Consider the following 23,292-nt stretch of genomic DNA (forward strand, 5'->3'; position numbering starts at 1 on the left):
GCGAATCAGCCTGGCTAATAATCATGTCTTGCTCGTTAACACCGGGTTAATCGGCAGCCATCATCGTGCTCGGCAATTGCAATGTTTTAAGGCCTTGTCGATGCGCGGTTTTCTTGTTTTTCTTCTCTGGCTGTTTACCTGCCTTGCTCAGGCGCAGCCGGGGAACAATCCATTCGACAGAAAACCCGACTTTCTACCCATCGAAAAAGCGTTCATCTTCACCTCCGAGCGCTTGGCGTCCGGTGAAACGCAATTGTTCTGGCAGATTGCCGACGGTTACTACCTGTACCAAAAACGCCTGAAGTTCGACGATTTGCCTGCGCAGTACAAACCGGTGTTGCCTGAAGGTGAAGCTCACAGCGATGAGTTTTTCGGTGAACAGCAGGTTTATCGCCAAGGCCTGGAACTGAAGATCCCGGCGGGTGCCAGCGGCCAGATCAAGGTGGGTTTCCAGGGCTGTGCCGATGCCGGGTTGTGTTATCCGCCCCACACTCAAGTGGTGTATTTAGGCAACACCACAACTCCGAGCCTTTTAAATGAGGCACCGGATCAAGCCTTGGCCAGCGACCTGCAGCAACGGGCGCTGGGCTGGAGCTTGCTGGTGTTCTTCGGCTTGGGCCTGCTGCTGGCGTTCACGCCTTGCTCGTTGCCGATGTTGCCGATTCTGGCGGGGTTGATCGTTGGCAGTGGCGCCACGCCCAAGCGCGGTTTTGCCCTGGCCGGCAGCTACGTGATCAGCATGGCGCTGGTGTATGCGGCGATGGGCGTTGTGGCTGCGCTGCTCGGGGCGAACCTTCAGGCACTGCTACAGAATCCATGGCTGCTGGGCAGCTTTGCGGCGGTGTTCGTGCTGCTGGCCTTGCCGATGTTCGGTTTCTTCGAGCTGCAGTTGCCGGTGGCCGTGCGAGATCGGCTGGAACATGTTTCGCGCAATCAGCGCGGTGGCAGCCTGATCGGTGCCGGTGCGCTCGGGGCTTTGTCCGGCCTGCTGGTGGGACCGTGCATGACCGCCCCATTGGCCGGCGCCCTGCTCTATATCGCCCAGAGCGGCAATGCGCTGCACGGCGGGCTGATTCTGTTCGCCATGGGCATCGGCATCGGTATACCGCTGCTGTTGCTGGTGACCGTCGGCAATCGTTTCCTGCCCAAACCCGGCGCCTGGATGAACCTGCTCAAAGGCGTGTTCGGTTTCCTGTTCCTCGCCACCGCGCTGCTGATGTTGCGCCCGGTGCTGGATGAATCGCTGTGGCTCGGGTTGTGCGGTGCCTTGCTGCTGATCGCCGCCTATAGCGCCTGGAAGCAGTCGCAGGGGTTTGGCCGGATTGCCCATCTGTTCGGCGCCAGTTCGTTGCTGTTGGGTCTATGGGGCAGTCTGCTGGTGGTCGGTGCGGCGGGTGGCAGTGACGATCCGTATCAGCCATTGCAGGTGTACAGCGCCGGCCGTACCGACGCCGCCGCGCCCAGCATTCATGATGCCTTCACGACGATCAGGGAACCCGCGGTGCTGCAACGCGAACTCGATGCGGCCAAGGCCCAGGGCCAATGGGTGCTGCTGGACTACTACGCCGACTGGTGTGTGGCGTGCAAAGTCATGGAAAAACAGGTCTTCGGCAAACCGCAAGTCCTGCAAGCGCTCAGCGATGTACGCTTGCTACGGCTGGACGTCACCGCCGACAATGCCGCCAGCCGCGAACTGCTCGGCCGTTATAAAGTGCCGGGGCCGCCAAGCCTGTTGTGGATCGGCACTGACGGCATCGAGCGCCGCAGCCAGCGCATCACCGGCGAGGTCGATGCCGACACCTTCCTGCAACGCTGGACCACCACCCGAGACGCTCGTTAATGCTGACCTTTACCCTCGGCACCTTTGCCATCGCCCTTAATCACCTGCTGCTGATCAGTGCCCTGGCACTGGCGACTTTTGTCGGCTGGCGGGTGGCCAAGCGTGGTGGCGAGAACCCGGAGTCGGTGCTGTTCAGCCTGTTCCTGCTGGGCCTGCTGGTGGCCCGGGTCGGTTTCGTGATTGCCTACTGGGCACAGTATCGCAACGATCCATGGCAGATCATCGACCTGCGCGACGGTGGTTTTCTCGCCTGGCCGGGGGTGGTCGTGCTGTTACTCGCTGCCATGTATCGAGGCTGGCGTCGCCCGGGCCTGCGCAAGCCGTTGGGCTTTGGCGTGGTCAGTGGCCTGGCGTTCTGGCTGCTGGCGACGTTCTCCCTGAGTATTTACGAACAAGGCACGCGTCTGCCGCAGATCACCCTGCGCAATGCCGCTGGGCAAACGGTGCAACTCAGCGATTACCAGGGCGGCCCGCTGGTGATCAACCTTTGGGCTACCTGGTGCCCGCCATGCCGCCGGGAAATGCCGGTACTGGAAAATGCCCAGATGCAGCGCCCGGACCTGACCTTCCTGTTCGTCAACCAGGCCGAAAGCATGCAGAGCGTCGCCACCTTCCTCGAAACCCAGGGCCTGAGCCTGACTAACGTGCTGTTCGATGGCCGCGGTCGCTTGGGTCAGGCCGTGGGTTCCATGGCATTGCCGACTACGCTGTTCTATAGCCCCGACGGGCACCTGCTGGGCAGCCATCTGGGCGAGCTCTCTGAAGCCAGCCTGACCCGCGCCCTGGAAAACTTCGACACCCCGAACCCGGCCACCTCGGCCACGCCTTCAAGGAAATTGCCATGCTCCGCCTCCGCCACCTGCTGACGTTAACCCTGGGTGCCGCCCTGCTGCACTTGCCGTCGGTACAGGCCGAAGAATTGCCTGAAGCGATCAAGAAGATCGAAGCCAAAGGCGCCAAAATTGTTGGCACCTTCGACGCGCCCGACGGCCTGCGCGGTTATGCGGCGCAGTACCAGAACCGTGGCATGGCGTTGTACCTGACCCCGGACGGCAAACATGTACTGTTGGGCAATTTGTACGACGCCGAAGGCAATGACCTGAGCAGCGCGCCGTTGCAAAAACTGGTCTACGCGCCGATGGCCAAGGAAGTCTGGAGCAAGATGGAAGCAAGCAACTGGATCGGTGACGGCAACAAGGACGCACCGCGAATCGTCTATCTGTTCAGTGACCCGAATTGCCCGTACTGCAACATGTTCTGGGAACAGGCGCGGCCGTGGGTCAAGGCTGGCAAGGTGCAATTGCGGCACATCATGGTCGGCATCATTCGCGAAGACAGCCCGGGCAAATCCGCCGCGCTGCTGGCTGCCAAGGATCCGCAGAAAGCGTTGGCCGACCACGAGAAATCCGGTAAAGACAGTTCGCTCAAGGCGCTGAAAGATGTGCCGCCGGCGATTCAGGCGAAACTCGCGGCGAACATGCAGTTGATGGAAGAGCTGGAACTGGCCGCCACGCCGGCGATTTTCTACATGGATGACAAGGGCCAGCTGCAACAGCAGCAAGGTGCGCCGTCGCCGGAGAAACTGGTGAAGATTCTGGGGCCTAAGTGATTCTGCCTTCAGGGTTGAGGTGATTTCACTGGCGCCTTCGCGAGCAAGCCCGCTCCCACATTCGACCGCATTTCAATTAAAGAACTCGCTCAACTGTGGGAGCGGGCTTGCTCGCGAAGAACGATTACACGGACTTGCAGGTTCTCTCGCCCAGAAACCTCAGCAGCGCCTCGGTGACGAATGCCGGATTCTCCAGATTGGAGATATGCCCCGCCTCCGGCACCAGCACATACGGGCAACCAATCAACTCGGCCATTTCTTTGGTTTCCGACGGCGGTCGCGGTTTGTCCTGATCGCCACACATCAACAGCGTGGTTTCAGGGTTCAGTTCACCCAGGCGCGGCAACAGATCGTCACGACCAAAGGTAATCCGCCCCATTGGCACAATGCTTTCACGCAGACGGTCGGCCGGCAGCGCAGCCAGTCTGGCGCGGAAATCCTGATACAGCGCCGACTGCGGATCGATGCCCGGACGGAAGAAGATCGGAACAATAATGTCGAGCAGTTGCGGCGAGATCACACCGCTGTCTTCGATCTGCTGGAACAGCGAGAAATAGTATTGGCGAGTCGGTTCCGGCTCGACGCCGACGTAGGTGTCCATCAGCACCAGACCGTTGAGCCGCTGCGGTGCTGACAGCGCCAGTCGAACGCCCCACATGGCACCGACCGAAAGACCGACCAGCGTGACCTTATGGATGTCCAGATGATCGAGCAATGCCAGGGCCTGGCATGCCACGTCATCCAGCGAGTTTGTGCATTCGGGCATCCGCCCGGATTGGCCATGGCCCCACAGGTCCAGGGCGATGACCCGATAGTGCTGCGACAGCGCCGTAATCTGCGGCACCCACATAGCCTGATCCCACAGGTAACTGCCGGCCAGCAGTACCGCAGGGCCTGTGCCTTGATCTATGTAGTGAAGCGCTTGTCCATCAACCGTTACGAAGGGCATCGACTGTCTCCCTGGTGAAATAATATCCATTAAAAAAGCACAGGAAGACTGAGCCGGTGGCGATCGGCAGTCAACCCGAACCTTATGTGGTGTTTGCACTGGCCCTTTCGCGAGCAAGCCCGCTCCCACACTGGATCTGTATTCACAAGCCCCATGTGGGAGCGGGCTTGCTCGCGAAGGGGCCTTCACAAACGCTAGAGAATTACAGGCCCTCCAACTCCGCCATCAGGTCATTCAACCGATCCACCTTATCTTCGGTAATGTCGCTCGCCGCCAACCCGTCGATGTACTCGGCCAGCTCCGCCACCGTGCTGCACTCGAACATCGCCCGCAGCGGCACGTTGCGTTGCAGGGCTTTTTGCACCCGCGAGGCGATCTGTGTGGCCAGCAGCGAATGCCCGCCGAGTTCGAAGAAGTTGTCACGCACGCCAACCTTCTCGACTTTCAACACCTCGGCCCAAATATCCGCCAGGGTCTGCTCCAGCTCATTGCGCGGCGCCTGATAGTCCTGGCTCTGCAACTGGCCAATCTCCAGCGCCGGCAAGGCCTTGCGATCGAGTTTGCCGTTGGCGTTGAGCGGCAGCTTGTCGAGCCACAACCAGTGCAGCGGCACCATGTATTCCGGCAATTCGGCGCGCAGACGTTGCTTGATACGCTCCAGTCGTTCGTTCGGATTCAGCGCCGACTCCGCTGCGACCAGATAGCCGACCAAATGCTTGCCGTTGACGCCTTCCTGCACCCCCACCGCCGCGTCGCGAACTTCCGGTTGCTCGTGCAGACGGGCCTCGATTTCACCCAGTTCGATGCGGTAACCGCGGATCTTCACTTGATGGTCGATGCGTCCGACGTATTCCAGCACGCCATCACTGCGACGTCGGGCCAGGTCGCCGGTGCGATACAGGCGATCCCCCGGTGCGCCGAACGGGTTCGGCACAAACACTTGCGCAGTACGCAACGGATCGCTCACATAGCCACGACCCACGCCGATGCCGGCCACGCACAACTCACCTACCGCCCCCAACGGCACCAACTCCAGCGCGCCATCGAGCAGGTACAAACGGTTGTTATCCGTCGGCGTACCAATCGGCAGATAACTGCCGCGCGTCGAGGCCAGGTCGACGCGGAAGAACGCTACGTCGTCCGAGCATTCCGCCGGGCCATAGGCGTTCACCAAACCAATCTCCGGGTAACGCAGTAACCATTGATGCGCCAGTTCCGGCGGCATCGCTTCGCCGGTCGGCAGCATCCAGCGCAGGCCATCGAGGCTCATGCGGTCCTGGGCGAGCATGCCCTGAATCAGCGACGGCACGCTTTCCAGCACGGTGATGCCCTGGCTCTGAACGTGAGCCAGCAAGCCTTGCGGGTCGTGGGCAATGCTGTTCGGCACGATGTCCACGCGAGCGCCGAACAGTGGTGCCGCGAGGAACTGCCAGACCGAAATATCGAAGCTTTGCGAAGCGGTCTGAGCGATCACATCAGCCTCGCTCAATTTCAGGTACGGCACCTTGCTCAACTGGTTATTGAGCATGCCGCGCTGCTCGACCATCACGCCCTTCGGCAGACCGGTGGAACCGGAGGTGTAAATCACGTAGGCAAGGTTGTCCGGGCCGCTGTAGATGCCCGGATTGGTCACCGAAACATCGCTCGCCTGCACGTCTTCCCAAACCAGCAATCGAGGTCGGTTGGCACAACCGAACTCTTCCAGTAGCGCGATGGCTTGTTCACGACACGCCTGGGTGCAGACCAGCAACGGCGTGCGGCTCAGGTCAATGATCCGGCTCAAGCGCTGACTCGGCAGGCCTGGGTCCAGCGGTAGGTAACCGGCACCGGCCTTGAAGCTGCCGATGATCATGCCCAGCAGATCAAGGTTACGTTCGGCGAGCAGCGCCACCGGTTGATCCAGGCCGACGCCCGCCGCAATCAGCGCATGGCCGAGACGGTTACTGCGCTGGTTCAGCTCAAGGTAGCTGTGCTGCTGATCCAGGCAACTGGCGGCAACTCGCTGCGGATGCTCGGCAACCTGCGCTTCGAACAATGAGACATAGCTCTGCTCCAGCGGGTATTCGTGTTCACTCTGGTTGCAGCCATGAATCAGGAAGTCTTTTTCCTCGGTGCCCAGCAGCGGCAGATCGGCCATGTCGCCATGGAAGCCTTCGACCAGCGCCAGCAGCAGGCGCTTGAATTCGCCGAGCATGCGCTCGACCGTGGATTCATCGAAATAACGCTGGTCGTAGGACAGGTGCAAGCCAAGGTCATCGCCCGGATAACACACCGCCGTCAACGGGAAGTTGGTGTGGGTGCGGCCCGAATCCGAGGTCGCGTTGAGGCTCTGCGCACGGTCCAGCACTGAGACTTCCACCGGGGCGTTTTCGAACACGAACAGGCTGTCGAACAGCGGCTGGCCTTTAGGCAGTTCGCTGTTTTCCTGAATGCTCACCAGCGGCAGGTATTCGTACTCGCGCAGCTGCATGTTGCTGTCGAGCAAACCGCTGAGCCACTGCCGAACGCTGCAACGCTGATCGTCTTCGGGCATTTTCACCCGCAGGGCGATGCTGTTGATGAACAGCCCGACGGTGCGCTGCATCTGCGGCATTTCCACCGGACGCCCGGCCACCGTGACGCCGAACAGAACGTCGCGATCACCGCTCAAGCGACGCAGCACCAGCGCCCATGCTGCCTGAGCGAAGGTGTTGATGGTCAGCTGATGGGCCTGGGCCAATTCACGCAATTGCGCACCATCGCGGGCATCGAGTCGGGTATAGCGGTCGCCGACGATCATGCCGCCGCTGTCGCCGGCATGTTCACGCAGGAACGGCCGGTCGCTCGGAATCGGCGTGGTGCGCTCGAAACCTCGCAGGTTCTGCTGCCACCACTGCCGCGCTTCGGCCAGGCTCTGGCGTTGCAGCCAACCGATGTAATCGCGATAACGCGGCGGCACGGCCAGTTGCGCTTCCCGTCCTTCGCCGAGGGCGGTGTAGATCTCGAAGAAATCGTTCATCAGCAGCGAACGGCACCAGGCATCGATGAGGATGTGGTGGTTGCTCATCATGAACCAGTAACGCGCCGCGCCCACGCGGATCAAGCGCAAGTGGAACGGTGCCTGGTTGAGCAAATCGAACCCGGCCTCGCGCTCGTTTTTCAGCAGCGCCTGCAACTTAGGTTCTTGCTCGGTTTCGGCAACCGCGCTCCAGTCCAGATATTCGATCGGCGTGCTGCCCGGTTTGTGGATCACCTGCAGCATGTCTTCGCCGACGTTCCAGCAGAACGAGGCGCGCAAGGCTTCGTGACGGGCGATCACCGCTTGCCAGGCCTGGGCGAAACGCTCGGGGTCGAGTTCGCTGTTGATGCGGTAGCGGTCCTGCATGTAGTAGAGGCCGGTGCCCGGTTCCAACAAGGTGTGCAGCAGCATGCCTTCCTGCATCGGGGTCAGCGGGTAGACGTCTTCAATCATCGCCGTCGGGACTGGCAATGCGTCGAGTTGCGGCTGAGTCAGTCTGGCCAGCGGGAAGTCCGACGGCGTCAGCCCGCCCGCGTTGTCGCTCAGGCAATGCTGGATCAGGCTGTGCAATTCGCCCAGATACGCCTCTGCCAACTCGGTGATGGTTTGCCGGTCGTGGCGTTCGGCGCTGAAGGTCCAGCGCAGCACCAACTCACCGCCATACACCTGACTGTCGACGCTCAGCTCGTTAGGCAGCGGCGCGTGTGGATCATGGGCCGCACCCACCGGTTCATCCAGCGGACGGAACAGCGCATCACTGCCGAAGCTCTGGTCGAACTGACCCAGGTAATTGAAGGTGATCGGCGCCACCGGTAGCGCGGCCATGGTCTGACGGCACAGGCCATCGGCCAGATAACGCAGCACGCCATAACCCAACCCCTTGTGCGGCACCGCGCGCAGTTGTTCCTTGATCGCTTTGATCGAGGCACCCTGCTCTGCCACAGGCGTCAAACGCAGCGGATAGGCGCTGGTGAACCAGCCAACGGTGCGGGTCAGGTCGATCTCGTCGAACAGGGTTTCGCGACCGTGGCCTTCGAGTTGAATCAACGCCGATTCGTGACCGCTCCAGCGACACACCACACGGGCCAATGCGGTCAGCAGCAGGTCATTGACCTGAGTGCGGTAGGCCGTCGGCGCCTGTTGCAGCAGTTGGCGGGTGCGCTCGCTGTCGAGGCGCACGCTGACGGTTTGCGCGTGACGATTTTGCTGACCACCCTGCGGACGATCACAGGGCAGTTCAGCGCTTGGGCCGGCCAGTTGCGTCTGCCACCAGCTCAATTCTTCACGCAAGGATTCGCTGCCGGCATAAGCCTGCAAGCGTGCGGCCCAGTCCTTGAAAGCACTGGTTTTCGACGGCAGTTTTACCGACTGTCGGGACTCGAGTTGACGATAAACCGTTTGCAGATCGTCCAGCAGCACCCGCCACGACACCCCGTCCACCACCAGGTGGTGAATGGCAATGAACAGCCGTTGTTGCCCCTCAGGATCATCCACCAGCAGCGCCCGCATCAGTGGCCCTTGCTCAAGGTCGAGACTGTGCTGGGCATCGGTGAACAGCGCCACGCATTTGTCTATGGCCGGCACATGCACCTGCCACAGCACGGCAGCGTCGGAAATCGCCTGGTGCCGGGCCTGCCAATGGCCGTCAACCTCGGTGAAACGCAGGCGCAAGGCGTCGTGCTGTTCGATCACCGCCAGCAGCGCTTGCTCCAGACGATGAGGCTCGAGCGCCACGGTCGGCTCCAGCAGCAACGCCTGGTTCCAGTGTTGACGCTGTGGAATGTCGGTATCGAAGAACCAGTGCTGAATCGGCGTCAGACGCGATTCACCGCTCAGCAGGCCTTGCTCGGCGGTGATCTGCTCGGTGCGGGTCGCGACGGCGGCCAGCGTCTGCACGGTCTGATGCTGGAACAGGTCACGCGGGCTGAAGTGGATGCCCTGCTGCCGTGCACGGCTGACCACCTGGATCGACAGAATCGAATCGCCGCCCAGTTCGAAGAAGTTATCGTTGAGGCCGACCTGCTGAACGTTCAGCACTTCGCACCAGATGCCGGCCAGAGTCAGTTCAAGTTCATTGCTCGGCGCCACGTACTGCTGACGATTCAACTCCGGGTCCGGGGCCGGCAGTGCGCGACGATCGAGTTTGCCGTTGGCGGTCAGCGGCATGCAGGCCAGCAGGATCAAGTGCGTCGGCACCATGTAATCCGGCAACTGCGCTTTGAGGTGCGCCTTCAACGCTTCGCGCAATGCAGTTTGTTGCGCTTCATCCTGTTCGGCGATGTTGGTGACCAGGTAGCCGACCAATTGCTTGCCACTCGGCGCATCGAGTGCCAGAACAACCGCTTCACGCACAGACTCGTGTTCCAGCAAACGGGTTTCGATCTCGCCCAGTTCGATACGGAAACCACGGATCTTCACTTGATGGTCAATCCGGCCGAGGTACTCGACCAGACCATCGGCGCGCTGACGGACAAGGTCGCCGGTGCGATACAAACGTCCGCCATTCGCTGCAAAAGGATCAGCGACAAACCGTTCGGCGGTCATGCCCGGACGCTGGTGATACCCCTGCGCCAGGCCGGCGCCGCCGACGTACAACTCGCCCGTCGCGCCTTGCGGTACCAACGCCAGATCGGCGTCGAGGATGTACGCCACCCGAGCGCCAATCACGCTGCCGATCGGCACGCTGCCCAGCCCCTCCTCCAATTGCTCGGGCGCCAGGCTGGCGAGCGGCATGACCACGGTTTCAGTCGGGCCATAAGCGTTGAAAAACAGGCTCGGTTTGAACGCCGCGCGAATCCGTTGCAGGTGTTCGCCGGTCAACGCCTCGCCGCCGGTGATGCACATGCGCACCGGCAGGGTTTCGCCCTGGGTCGCCAGCCATTGCGCCAACTGGCTGCCGTAGCTCGGGGTGAAACCAAGAATGTTGATGTTGTGGCGACGAATCAGCCCGCAGATTTCTTGCGCATCCCACTGGCCTTGCGCACGCAGGACAACCTGCGCACCGCTCAACAGCGGCACCAGCAGACGCTCGGTCGCGGCATCGAAGTTGATCGAATAGAAGTGCAATTCGCAGTCGTCGGGTCGCATGCCGAAGCGTTCGATCACGGCGCGGCAGTGCATGGCGATTTCACCGTGGGACACCACCACGCCTTTCGGTTTGCCGGTGGAGCCCGAGGTGTAAATCAGGTACGCCTGATGCTGCGGCAGGCTGATAAACGGCAGCTCAGTGGCCGGGTAGTTGGCCAGTGCAGCGGCATCTTCTTCCAGGCACCAGCGGCCGACGCTGGCCGGCAAATCGCCGAGCGCCGTGAACATCGCCGCATCGCTGAGCAGCAAACCAATGCCGCTGTCTTCGATCATGTAATGCAAGCGATCCAGCGGGTATTCCGGGTCCAGCGGCACATAGGCGCCGCCCGCCTTGAGAATTGCCAGCAGGCCGACGACCATCTCCAGCGAGCGCTCCAATGCCAGGCCAACCCGAACCTGCGGCCCGACACCACGCTCGCGCAGCATCCAGGCCAGACGATTGGCGCGGCTGTCGAGCTCGGCGTAGCTCAGGGTTTGCCCGGCGAATGTCAGGGCCGGTGCGTCCTTGCGCACCAGCGCCTGTTCGCTGAACAGGTGATGGATGCATTGATCGAGACGATGTTCGCCCGGCTCAATGCCGAGGCTGTCGAGCAGGTTTTGCTGTTCTGTGGCTTCCAGCAACGGCAGTTCGCTGAGGCGTTGTTGTGGATCGGCGAGCAACGCTTCCAGCAGGTTGCGCCAGTGCCCGGCCATGCGCGCAATGCGCGGCTCATCGAACAAATCGGTGCTGTAGGTCAGGCAGCAACCGAGGCGATGGTCGAGGTCGGTGACTTCCAGATTGAGGTCGAACTTGGTCGCTCGCGCATCGTTGGCCAGGTACTCGACCGTCATCCCGGCCAGGGTCCGGCTCTGCTGGAATTCCCAGCGCTGCACATTGCACATCACCTGGAACAGCGGGTTGTAAGCCGCACTGCGCGGTGGCTGCAAGGCTTCCACCAGATGATCGAACGGCAGGTCCTGATGGGACTGGCCTTCGATCACGGTATGGCGAACCTGCTCGAACAACTCGCCGACAGACATCTGCCCGTCGAGCTGGCAACGCAGCACTTGAGTGTTGAGGAACGCGCCGATCAGCCCTTCGCTTTCCGGGCGAATGCGGTTGGCCACCGGCGCACCGATGCGCAGATCGGTCTGGCCACTGTAGCGATAAAGCAACACCGCCAGCGCAGCAGTCATGGTCATGAACAGGGTCAGACCGTTGTAGGCATTGAAGGCACGAACCCGCGCCGCAAGATCATCGCTGAGGTCGAAGCGGAACAGTTCGCCCTGATGGCTTTGCACCGGCGGACGCGGACGGTCGGCCGGCAATTCCAGCAACGGATGTTCACGGCCCAGTTGCGCGGTCCAGTAATCGAGCTGACGCTGACGTTCGCCGGATTCCAGCCACTGCCGCTGCCACACGCTGTAATCCAGGTACTGCACCGGCAGCGGTTGCAGCGGCGAATCGCGATCATCGACGAACGCTTCGTAGAGCGCGCTCAATTCCCGAGCGAAGATGTCCATCGCCCAACCTTCGGTGACGATGTGATGCAGGGTCAGGACGAAGTAATGCTCCTGCTCGGCAGTCTTGACCAGGCAAGCACGCAGCAGCGATCCGGCTTCCAGATCGAAAGGTTTATGGGCTTCGTCATCGGCCAGTTGCTGGACCTGCCATTCGCGGCTATCGGCATCGAGCGTGGTGTAATCCTTCCAGTCCATGCGCAGGCGGGTGTCTGGATGAACCTGTTGCCGGGCCACGCCGTCGACGCTCGGGAACGTCGTACGCAGGGTTTCGTGGCGCATGATCAGCGCTTGCAGCGCCGCCTCGAAACGCCCGACGTCCAGCACGCCGCGCAACCGCGCCATGCCGCCGACGTTGTAGGCCGGGCTGTCTGGTTCCATCTGCCAGAGGAACCACATGCGTTGCTGGGAATAGGACAGTGGCACCGGTTGGCTGCGGTCGACCTTCTCGATCGGCGGCTGCTTGTTGGTTTTGCCGCTGGCCTGGATCAAGCGAACCTGTTCGGCAAACGCGCCCAGTTCACTGGCCTCGAACAGCGCCCGCAGCGGCAACTCAACGTCGCACGCCTGGCGGGTGCGGGAAATGATTTGCGTGGCCAACAGCGAGTGGCCGCCGAGGGCGAAGAAGTCGTCGCGCAGGCCGATCTGCGTTTGGCCCAGCACCTCGCGCCAGATACCGGCGATTTGTTGCTCAAGGGCAGTGACCGGTTCGACATGTTCGCGGATTTGCCACTGGGGCTGCGGCAAGGCGCGGCGATCGAGTTTGCCGCTCGGGCTCAGGGGCATTTCGTCCAGACGCATGAGTTGCGCCGGGACCATGTATTCCGGTAGCTCGGCAGCCAGTGCGGCTTTCAGGCGGGTGGTTTGAGCATCGAGGGCTTCGCTGATTTCAGTGGCGGTGTAGTAACCGATCAACTGCCCGCCGGCCGCCGTTTCGCGCACCAGCACCACCGCTTGGGCGACGCCAGACTGCGCCAACAGCCGCGCTTCGATTTCTTCCGGCTCGACACGAAAACCACGCAGTTTGACTTGCTGGTCGAGACGGCCGAGGTATTCGATCACGCCGTCGGCAGTCCAGCGCGCACGGTCGCCGGTGCGATACAGACGTGCGCCCTGCTCGCCCAGCGGATCGACCACAAAGCGTTCGGCGGTCAGCGCGGGACGGCCGAGATAGCCTCGGGCCAAACCGATACCGCTGATGCACAGTTCACCCGGCACACCGACCGGTACCGGATTGAGGTCACTGTCGAGCACGCGGCACAGCACGTTGCCCAATGGCCGGCCAATCGGCGAGCGCTCGCCATCAGCCGTTGTGCAATGCCAGTGGGTGACGTTGATCGCCGTTTCGGTCGGGCCGTAGCGGTTGTGCAGTTGCACCGCTGGCAAGTGTTCCAGCACCCGGTTGCGCAGTTCCGTGGGCAAGGCTTCGCCGCCGGAGAACAGCCGGCGCAGGCTGGTGCATTCGGCGCTGAGCGGTTCGTCGATGAACAACGAAAGCAGCGGTGGCACGAAGTGCAGCGTGGTCACGCCGAATTGCTGGACCAGTTGCGCGATGCGGTGCGGATCGCGGTGTTCGCCAGCGCCGGCGATCAGCAGGCGGCAGCCGGTGATCAGCGGCCAGAAGCACTCCCACACCGACACGTCGAAACTGATCGGTGCTTTTTGCATCAGCACATCGGTTTGGTCCAGACGGTAGGTGGCTTGCATCCATTGCAGACGTTCAGCGAGGGCCGCGTGAGTATTGCCAACGCCCTTCGGCTGACCGGTGGAACCGGAGGTGTAAATCACGTAGGCCAGGTTGTCGCCGTGCAGGTGCAGACCGGGCGCATGGCTTGGCCAGTTCTCCAGATGCAGGGCGTCCATGGCAATCACGCTAACGCCGTCGGTGGCCGGCAAGCGATCGAGCAGTTCGGTTTGGGTCAGCAGCAGCTCAACGCCACTGTCGCTGAGCATGTAGGCCAGGCGCTCGGCCGGGTAGTCCGGGTCCAGCGGCACATAAGCGCCGCCGGCCTTGATGATCGCCAGCAAGCCAATCAACAACTGCGGCGAACGCTCGGCGGCGATGGCCACGCACACGTCCGGGCCGACGCCTTTGTCGCGCAGGTAATGCGCCAGGCGGTTGGCCTGGGCGTGCAGTTCGGCGAAGTCCAGGTTGCCGCCGTCCCACAGCAGCGCGGTGCGTTCCGGGGTCTGGCGCGCTTGTTCGTTGAGCAACTCCGGCAGCCATTGGCTGGCCGGCGTGCAAGGTGCGGCGCTCCAGACGGATTGTTGATCGTGCTCACTCGGGGTCAGCAGTTGCAGGTCGCCGATGGCGGTTTTCGGTTGCTCACAAATGGCTCGCAGCAGGTTGCTGAAATGCTCGGCCAGACGCTCGATGGTCGTCGCGTCAAACAACTCGCTGGCGTAGTCGAACGACAGGCTCAAGCTACCATTGCGGTCTTCTTCGCTGTGCAATTGCAGATCGAACTTGGCTTCGCGACTGTGCCACGGCAGCTCTTCGGCGAGCAGTCCCGGCAAGCGACGCAGCGCAGTGAGATCCCGTTGCTGATGGTTGAACATCACCTGGAACAAGCCCTGCTCGCGGGCCTGGGGGAAGGCTTCGAGCAGTTGTTCGAACGGCAGGTCCTGATGCGCTTGCGCACCCAATGCGGCTTGACGGGTTTGCGCCAGCAACTCAACGAACGGCCGTCGCGAATCCACCTCGGCGCGCAACACCTGGGTGTTGATGAAGAAGCCGATCAGCCCTTGGGTTTCCAGGCGCGGACGGTTGGCATTCGGTACGCCGATGCGGATGTCGCGTTGGCCGCTGTAGCGATGCAGCAGGCTCTGGAATGCCGCGAGCAACAGCATGAATGGCGTCGATTCATGGGCCTGGGCAGTCTGGCAAATGGCATCGCTCAGACGCTTGTCCAAACGCAGCGTGTGGCGGGCGGCGCTGTGAATGTGTTGCGCCGAACGCGGATGATCGGTGGCCAGGTTCAGGGTCGGATGCTCATCACCCAACTGTTCTTTCCAGTAAGCGAGTTGACGCTCACCCTCCCCTTGCGCCAACCACTGGCGTTGCCAACTGCCGTAGTCAGCGTATTGCGTCGGCAAGACTGGAAGGCTGGCGGTCTGGCCTTGAGAAGCGGCCGCGTACAGGCGCGAGAATTCGTCGATCAGCACGTTCATCGACCAGCCGTCGGCGATGATGTGGTGCATCGTCGCCAGCAGTTGATGGTCTTCATCGTCGAGGCGCACCAACGTCACCGACAGCAGCGGGCCTTTTTCCAGATCGAACCGGGTGCGGGCTTCGTCCTCGCGAATTTGCTGCGCGCGGGCTTCACGCTCGGCGGCTGGCAGGTCGCTGATATCGATCACTTGCAGGTTGAATTCGCCGGCAGCAATGACTTGTTGCAGGGCTACGCCATCACGCTCGAAAAACCGTGTGCGAAGGGATTCGTGACGCTCGATCAGTTGCTGGAAACTGGCGCGCAAGGCGTCTTCGTCCAGTTCGCCACGCAGGTGCAAGGCACCGGGAATGTTGTAGGCGCTGCTCTGCGGGTCGAGTTGCCAGGTGATCCACAGACGGTTTTGCGCCAGGGATTGCGGCATGGCGTCACTGCGCGACAAGGGCATGATCGCGCCTTGGGCCACGCCGCCATCCTGTTGTTGCCGGGCGACAGCGGCAGCGAATGCGCCAAGGGTTGGCGATTCGAACAACAGGCGCAGATTCAGCTCCAGCCCCAACTCTTCACGCAGGCGTGCGACCACTTGAGTGGCGGCGATGGAGTTGCCGCCGAGCAGGAAGAAGTGATCGTCGGCGTTGACCTGCTTGACCTGCAATTGCTCGCACCAGATCTGGCCGATCAACGTTTGCAGCTCAGAGCCCGATTCAGTTTCAGATGGGTTTGCGATGTCTGTCGACGGGAACAGCGCATAGCTGTCGAGGCTGCCATCGGCCAGGCGATTGCGGCAGGCGGAGCGTTGCAACTTGCCGCTGGACGTCTTCGGCAGCGCTCCCGGATTGAGCAATACCACCACACTCGGCGCTTGCTGATATGCCTCGGCCACCGCTTGACGGATGGCTTTGATCAGCGCCTCGGGCGGCAGGATTTTCTGCACGCTGCGGCTGATTTCCGCGGCGATGCCGATGCCTTCCTGCCCTTCGAGGTTGACCGCGAACGCGGCCACGCGACCTTTGCGCACCACCTCCACTTCACACTCGATGGTCTGCTCGATGTCCTGCGGATAGAGGTTGTGACCGCGAACGATCAGCATGTCTTTCAGGCGCCCGGTGATGAACAGTTCACCGTCACGCAAAAAGCCCAGGTCGCCGGTGCGCAGCCAGGTGCGGCCGGCGTGCTGGACGAACGTTTGGGCCGTGGCTTCGGGGTTGCGCCAGTAGCCATGGGCGATGCTCGGCCCGGTGGCCCAGACTTCACCGATCGCGTTGTCGGCGAGTTCTTCGAGCGATACGGAATCGACAATCAGCACCGCGTGATCCGGCTGGCTGACGCCGCAGCTCATGATCGCGCTGTCGTCGCCCGGCTCGGCACGGTTCTGCGCCAAGGCCTGATCATCCACGCGCAACGATGGAATGCCCTGGCCGCGCGGGCTGCCGGCAACGAACAACGTAGCTTCCGCGAGGCCGTAAGAGGCCATGAAGCTGTCCGAGGTAAAGCCACACGCAGCGAACTTCTCGGCGAAGCGTTCCAGGGTGTCGAGGCGAATCGGTTCGGAACCGGAATACGCCACGCGCCAGCCACTCAGGTCGAGGCGTTCCAGCGCTGATTCGCTGACCCGTTCGCTGCACAGTCGGTAGGCGAAGTCCGGCCCGCCGCTGATGGTGCCGCCGTATTCGCTGATCGCCTCCAGCCAGCGCAATGGTCGGCCGAGGAAGTACGCCGGCGACATCAACACGCACGGCACGCCGCTGAAAATCGGCTGCAACAGGCCGCCGATCAAGCCCATGTCGTGGTACAGCGGCAACCAACTGACGATCACGTCGTCGGGGTTCAGATCAATGCCGAATCCGTGGCGAATCAGCAGTTCGTTGGCCACCAGGTTGCCGTGACTGACTTGCACGCCTTTAGGCAACGCGGTGGAACCGGAGGTGTATTGCAGGAAGGCGATGTGCTCGCCTTGCAGGTCCGGCGCGACCCAATGCTCGGCCAGGGTGCTGTCGAGGGTGTCGACACACAGCAGCGGCGGCGCCTCGTTGATTTGCAGTAACGCGTCGCGCAGGTCGGCGCTGGTCAGCAGCAAGCGCGGCTCGGCATCGCTAATGATCGACAGCAGACGTTCCTGGTGATGACGACGGGTCGATTCAGGCGGATAGGCTGGCACCGCAATTACACCGGCGTACAGACAGCCAAAAAACGCCGCGACGTAATCCGGGCCGCTGGGAAACAGCAATACCGCGCGATCGCCAAACGACGTCTCGGCCTGCAACGCGCCGGCAATGGTTCGCGCCCGTTGATCGAGCTCACGATAACTGAGCACCACAGCCTGATCCTGGGTTTCGGCGAGAAAACGCAAGGCCACCCGGTCCGGCGTCAGGGCCGCGCGGCGCTGAAGGGCTTGGACCAGTGTGCTAGGGAGTTCGAACGCGTCGGTCATGAGGTTTCCTGCCTGAATTCGGCTTGCAAGTGGAATCGGTTTTCGTACGTCACGCCCGTTCATGGGCATGCAGGACGCGGTCTTCGCCGACCGCGCAAGGCTTGGGAATGCTGGTTTGGCCGGGGCTTGCGCCCGGAACCATTCACCAATGAGAACGGATGAAGTCTTGAAATAATTAGTCGCCAGGCTTGAGCGCCGGCAGGCTTGCAGCCAGGTAGGTGAGTCAGCGTGTCGCCGTTCTCACTCTGCTCTTATGTGGAGCATTAATTCTCTTTCTCAATTGACAATCATTATCATTCAGCCTAATTTGTCGCTCGATGTGTAGGACGACTCCGACCCACTTGTCGTCCCACGACCCTATTTGCAGCAAGGTGATTTCCAATGACGGAACAAGTATCCACAAGCAGGTGCGATTCACCGCTACTTCAGGCCTTCGTCGACAACCGACTGATTCTGGTCAAGATTGCCGCCCGCATCACCGGTTGCCGATCACGCGCCGAAGACGTGGTGCAGGATGCGTTCTTCCGGCTGCAATCGGCGCCGCAGATCACGTCGTCAATCAAGGCGCAGCTCAGCTATCTGTTTCAGATCGTGCGCAACCTGGCGATCGATCATTACCGCAAGCAGGCGCTGGAGCAGAAGTACTCGGGCCCGGAAGAGGAAGGTCTGAACGTGGTGATTCAGGGCGCTTCGCCGGAAACCTCGCACATGAATTTCTCGACCCTGGAAAACATTGCCGATGCGCTGACGGAGCTGCCCAGCCGCACCCGTTACGCCTTCGAGATGTACCGCCTGCACGGCGTACCGCAAAAAGACATCGCCAAGGAACTCGGCGTCTCGCCAACCCTGGTGAACTTCATGATTCGTGACGCGCTGGTGCATTGCCGCAAGGTGTCGGGCAATCGTGCGGATACCTTTGCTCGTCGCTGAAATTTGCGTCGATCCATTCGCGAGCAAGCCCGCTCCCACATTTGATCGGTGTGAATACAGATTTTGTGTACACCGAAAATCTACTGTGGGAGCGGGCTTGCTCGCGAAGGCTGACTCAAGACCGCAACAGACCTTGAGCCTTACGCATCAAGCCAACGAACACCGATCAAAAAACCGCTCACGCCCCAACACCATCAGCGCCGCGCGCTTGTGCGGGAAGTCGAACTCTTTTTCGCAGTGGAAACACTGATTGTGCATATGCCCGATCATCTTCGCGTTGTCGGCGCGAGGCTCGGCGACCACCCGTTGCGTGCGTGGATCATCGAGAAACAGGTAATGCACCAGCGCCGATAGCCAGCTCGCCACCTTGTGCGGCCCGCGGTGATGTTCTTCGCCCACCAGCATGTGAATGCCACGGTCGTAATCGCCGGCATCGTAGAACGGCGCAATGCGATCTTCCTTGGCCCAGTAGGCTTCGAAATAGGCAAACGGCTGATCATCGAAGCAGCCGATCAGCGTCAAGGTATGCGGGTCGGCTTCGAGCTTGCTCAGGTATTCACGATGCTTCTCGAGACTGCCCTCCTCCTGCCAGAAACTCGCCACCCGCGGGCTGTTCTGCCAGCGGTTGAAACGCGCCAGGTCATGCTCGATTTCTACCGTGCGCAGGGAAACCCACGCACCGAGCCGCGCATCGAAACGTCGATACACCTCACCACGGGGTTTCACCGCACGCAATGGATGGCGCTTGCCGCCACTGATGACCATTTGCTGCGGATAGCTGCCGGTGCGCGACTCACCCAGCCAAGGCTGAGGCAATTGCCAGAACAGCGTGCGTTCGCAGCGATACTGGCCGGTGACTTCGGTCGCGATCAGCAGTCCGCTGAGCAAGGCTTCGGTGGGCACATCATCGAGTTGCCAGGTCAGACGCTGACACGCCACGTCACGGGCAAACAGCCAATAGCAAGCCGCCCAGAATGCCTGACCGTCAGGACGGCCGAAGCGCTCCTCCAGCCGCAGATGCAACTCCGGCTCATGGGTCAGCCGCAGCTCGATCAACGGCTGCCCTTGCAGGCTGAGGCTCAGGCGGCTGGCGGTTTCATCGGCTACAAGACAGTTGCCTGACGGCAAGGCCAGGGTGGTCAGGTCATTCAGATTGGACATGGGTGGGGCTCACGGTAATCGTCGACAGTTCAACGATGTGACGTGAGCCGGGGCTGGAAATTTAAGCGCTGTCGCCAAATGCGCGTCTCATGGCACTAATCAGGGGCACGACTCAGGGTTTACGCACCGGTACCAAGGCAATTTTGTAGGGATCGAAAATCTTCAGCATCTGGCCATTGTTTCGCAGGCCTTGCAGCAACTTGCCAAATGCTTCACCGGTAATCGGCGCCTGCGGGCGAATCAGCGCGTAATGGTGATAGACCTGATCGATGCGCTGCGACACCAGCAATTGCTCGCCGACTTTCTCGTTACGCAGCAGGTAATCGCTCAGGTAGGAACGTGTCACCAAGGCAATGTCCGCTCTTCCACGCAGCACCATCAGCAGGTTGCTGTCGTGGGAATAAGTCAGCGTGGCTTTATAGGTTTCGGCCAGATACTTGGGATCGGCATTGAAACTGGCAAACTCGTAGTGATAGCCGCTGTACAGCGCCAGACGCTTGCCCGTCAGGTCCTTGAAGTAATTCTCATCGCGACCGGGTTGCTTCTGCGCGACAAAGATTTCTGCATCTTCCAGGCCCATGTCGACGAGGGTATGCGGGATGTCCTTCCACCCCCAGTCCGGGTTCTCGAAAATCGCCATATCGACCCGGCCTTCCTTGAAGTCGTTGAAACGTCGAGGAATGGAGGTGGGCACCAGCACAAACTGATAGTCGGTTTGCAACTGATTCAGCGCTTCCACCAGTTGCGGCAACAGACCTGTGTCGGCACCGGACTCCGGGCGCACGGTATAGGGTGGAAAATGCGCGGCACCGACCCGCACCTGTTGCGCAGCCTGAGACGGCAACACGCAGCACACTGCAAGCGCCGCCAGCAAAAGCCGAGACGCTGTCCGAATTGGCGAAGACATCAAAACAGCCTACTCCCCGAAAAAAATATCCATCAATGCATTCAAGCTAGGCGGTTTCGCCAACTTAGCCAGTTTCTTGTCGAGATAGACGGCTCACTGCCGTTCTTCAAGCACCAGAATCAACGCCTCATCGGCCAATTGATCAAGGCTCATGCTGCCATCGGCACGAAACCAGGTGGTGGTCCAGGACAACGCGCCCGTCAGGAAACGGCGGGTGATGAACACGTCGCCACGGATAAAACCGGCGTCCTTGGCTTCGCCCAGCACCTGCAACCAGATGTTTTCATAAATATCACGCAGCGCCAGAACCTGCGCCTGGCCTTCTGCTGACAGCGAACGCCACTCATACACCAGCACCGCCATGGCCTCGCCGCTGCCGCCCATGATCGACTGCAATTCGCAGCGAATCAGCGCCAAAACCCGCTCGCGCACACTGCCGGCCTCGGCCAGGGCTGCGCGCATCAATGCGGTATTGTAGCGAATGGTTTCCTCCATCACTGCCCGCAGGATCTCATCCTTGCTTTTGAAGTGATGAAAAATACTGCCTGATTGAATACCCACCGCACTGGCCAGATCACGCACGGTGGTGCGTTCATAACCTTTGTTGCGAAACAGGTGAGCGGCCACTTGCAGCAGTTTGCCGCGGGCGCTGTCCGGGTCGGTCAATTGGCCGCTGTCGACCAATTCGCGCATCACCCTCAGGGCTTTTTGCTCGTCCACCCGTTCTCTCCTACAGTCGATCAATCAATTGCGCCGCTGGCCGCTAAAACAGCGGGGTTGCGCGGGCAATTTAAGCTGGCGGGGGCGACCAAGCAAGCGCTTGGGCAGAAGATATTTCAGCCGTTTACAAACCAAGCGCTTGCTTGGTAGTCTCGAAGCACTTCTGTCGGAGGTGGTTATGGAATTGACTGCGCCTAAAACAATCCGCATCGGTTGCGCCAGCGCATTCTGGGGCGACACCTCGACCGCCGCCGCGCAACTGGTGGAAGGCGGGCGGCTGGACTACCTGGTGTTCGATTATCTGGCCGAGATCACGATGTCGATCATGGCCGGGGCGAGGATGAAAGATCCGGGGGCCGGCTACGCCAGCGACTTCATCGAAGTCCTCAGTCCCCTCCTCAACCAGCTCGCGGAACAACAAATTCGCGTCATCAGCAATGCCGGCGGCGTCAATCCACAAGCTTGCGCCGCTGCCCTGCAAGCGGCTTGCGACAAGGCCGGGGTGACGCTGAAGATTGCCGTGCTGTCGGGTGACGATCTGCAACCGCAGTTCAAACACCTGAGCAGCCTTGGCCTGCATGAGATGTTCAGTGGTACGCCCCTGCCGCCGATGTGCGTATCGACCAACGCCTACCTCGGCGCGCCGGGCATCGTCGAAGCCCTGCGCCTGGGCGCCGACATTGTGATTACCGGGCGCGTGGTCGACAGCGCCGTGGTCAGCGCCGCGCTGGTGCATGAGTTCGGCTGGTCGTGGCACGACTACGACAAACTCGCCCAGGCTGCATTGGCCGGGCATCTCATTGAATGTGGCGCCCAGTGCACCGGCGGCAATTTCACCGATTGGCGCGACGTGCCCGACTACGAACACATCGGTTTTCCGATCGTCGAAGTCGGCGCCGACGGCCAGTTTATCGTCAGCAAACCCGATGGTTCCGGCGGTCTGGTCACGCCGCTGACGGTGGGCGAGCAGATGCTCTATGAAATCGGCGACCCGCAGGCCTATTTGCTGCCCGACGTGGTGTGCGATTTCAGTCAGGTCAAACTCGTGCAACAAGGCAAAAACGCGGTACAGGTGCATGGCGCAAAAGGCTTGCCGCCGACCGATCACTATAAAGTCAGCGCCACGTATCCGGACGGTTTCCGCTGCACCGCCAGTTGCCTGATCGCCGGGATCGATGCCGTGGCCAAGGCCCGACGGGTCAGCCAGGCGATCATCAACAAGACCTCGGAAATGTTCAGCCAGCGCGGCTGGGCGCCCTACAGCGAAGTGAATATCGAACTGCTGGGCAGCGAAGCCACTTATGGCCCGCACGGCCAGCGCCAGGACAGCCGCGAAGTGGTGATCAAACTCGCCGTGCGCCACCCGAGCAAACAGGCCTTGATTCTGTTTTCCCGGGAAATCGCCCAAGCCGCCACCGGCATGGCGCCGGGGTTGACCGGGATCGTCGGCGGGCGGCCGACGGTGTACCCGCTGATCCGGCTGTTTTCATTCCTGATAGACAAAACAGCCTGCACCCTGCAAATCGACCTCGCCGGTGAGCGCCACCCGTGTGCCCTGCCCGCTCTCGATGTACTCGACCCGGCTGACTTGCCGCTACCGTTCGATCCACCCCAACCCACAGAACGCGCCGACGCCAGCGTGGCCCTGATCAAACTCGCCGTGGCGCGCTCCGGCGACAAGGGCAATCACAGCAACATCGGCGTCATGGCCCGCCATCCCGACTATCTGCCGTGGATCGCCGAAGCGCTGACACCTGAGGTGATGGTCGACTGGATGAGCCATGTCCTCGACCCGATCCACGGGCGTGTCGAACGCTGGTATTTACCCGGCACTCAGAGCTTTAATTTTCTTCTGGAGAACGCACTCGGCGGCGGTGGCGTGGCCAGCCTGCGGATCGATCCGCAAGGCAAGGCGTTCGCTCAACAACTGCTGGAGATCCAGATTCCGGTGCCGCAGCGCATCGCCGATCAGGTCAACTAGAGGACCGTC

10 protein-coding genes are annotated in these 23,292 nt (G+C 61.3%); 5 read left to right on the plus strand and 5 right to left on the minus strand.

The features are described from left to right. Positions 1–100: 100 nt before the first annotated feature. The 3 genes from dsbD to dsbG are packed head-to-tail and all read left to right on the plus strand — an operon-like array spanning position 101 to position 3,449. Positions 101–1,840: a protein-disulfide reductase DsbD gene (gene dsbD / locus PMI36_RS03275; protein WP_008075593.1), complete on the plus strand. Its 1,740-nt coding sequence runs from the start codon at positions 101–103 to the stop codon at positions 1,838–1,840. Continuing rightward, positions 1,840–2,706 carry a TlpA disulfide reductase family protein gene (locus PMI36_RS03270; protein ID WP_008075594.1) on the plus strand — a complete coding sequence of 289 codons (867 nt, stop codon included), beginning with the start codon at positions 1,840–1,842 and terminating at the stop codon, positions 2,704–2,706. The genes dsbD and PMI36_RS03270 overlap by 1 nt, the downstream gene beginning before the upstream one ends. Beyond that, positions 2,682–3,449: a thiol:disulfide interchange protein DsbG gene (gene dsbG / locus PMI36_RS03265; RefSeq protein ID WP_008075596.1), complete on the plus strand. Its 768-nt coding sequence runs from the start codon at positions 2,682–2,684 to the stop codon at positions 3,447–3,449. The genes PMI36_RS03270 and dsbG overlap by 25 nt, the downstream gene beginning before the upstream one ends. 124 nt (positions 3,450–3,573) lie before the next feature. Here dsbG and PMI36_RS03260 read toward each other — a convergent pair whose 3' ends face one another. Next, positions 3,574–4,398 carry an alpha/beta fold hydrolase gene (locus PMI36_RS03260; RefSeq protein WP_008075597.1) on the minus strand — a complete coding sequence of 275 codons (825 nt, stop codon included), beginning with the start codon at positions 4,396–4,398 and terminating at the stop codon, positions 3,574–3,576. A gap of 202 nt (positions 4,399–4,600) precedes the next feature. Beyond that, positions 4,601–17,584, minus strand: coding sequence for a non-ribosomal peptide synthetase (locus tag PMI36_RS03255; RefSeq protein WP_008075598.1), 12,984 nt, complete (start codon positions 17,582–17,584; stop codon positions 4,601–4,603). 381 nt (positions 17,585–17,965) lie between these two features. Between PMI36_RS03255 and PMI36_RS03250 the strand changes: the two genes are divergently transcribed. Beyond that, complete coding sequence (locus PMI36_RS03250; RefSeq protein ID WP_007894994.1) at positions 17,966–18,514, plus strand: RNA polymerase factor sigma-70; 549 nt, start codon at positions 17,966–17,968, stop codon at positions 18,512–18,514. Positions 18,515–18,661: 147 nt separating this feature from the next. Here the strand turns inward: PMI36_RS03250 and PMI36_RS03245 are convergent, their stop codons facing one another. The 3 genes from PMI36_RS03245 to PMI36_RS03235 all read right to left on the minus strand — a co-directional run bounded on the left by PMI36_RS03245 (position 18,662) and on the right by PMI36_RS03235 (position 21,302). Continuing rightward, a complete protein-coding gene (locus PMI36_RS03245; RefSeq protein WP_008075599.1) occupies positions 18,662–19,675 on the minus strand; it encodes a GNAT family N-acetyltransferase in 1,014 nt (337 codons plus the stop codon). A gap of 112 nt (positions 19,676–19,787) precedes the next feature. Further along, on the minus strand, positions 19,788–20,582 hold the full coding sequence (locus PMI36_RS03240) for a substrate-binding periplasmic protein (RefSeq protein WP_008075600.1): 795 nt from the start codon (positions 20,580–20,582) through the stop codon (positions 19,788–19,790). Between the two features lie 93 nt (positions 20,583–20,675). Further along, positions 20,676–21,302 (minus strand): TetR/AcrR family transcriptional regulator, encoded by a 627-nt coding sequence (locus PMI36_RS03235; protein WP_008075602.1) that lies wholly within the window; start codon positions 21,300–21,302, stop codon positions 20,676–20,678. A 178-nt stretch (positions 21,303–21,480) separates the two neighbouring features. On the opposite strand from PMI36_RS03235, the gene PMI36_RS03230 reads away from it, so the two are divergent. After that, positions 21,481–23,283: an acyclic terpene utilization AtuA family protein gene (locus PMI36_RS03230; RefSeq protein ID WP_008075603.1), complete on the plus strand. Its 1,803-nt coding sequence runs from the start codon at positions 21,481–21,483 to the stop codon at positions 23,281–23,283. Positions 23,284–23,292: the final 9 nt, after the last annotated feature.

The sequence above is a fragment of the Pseudomonas sp. GM79 genome (genome assembly GCF_000282495.1).
Taxonomy (GTDB): domain Bacteria; phylum Pseudomonadota; class Gammaproteobacteria; order Pseudomonadales; family Pseudomonadaceae; genus Aquipseudomonas.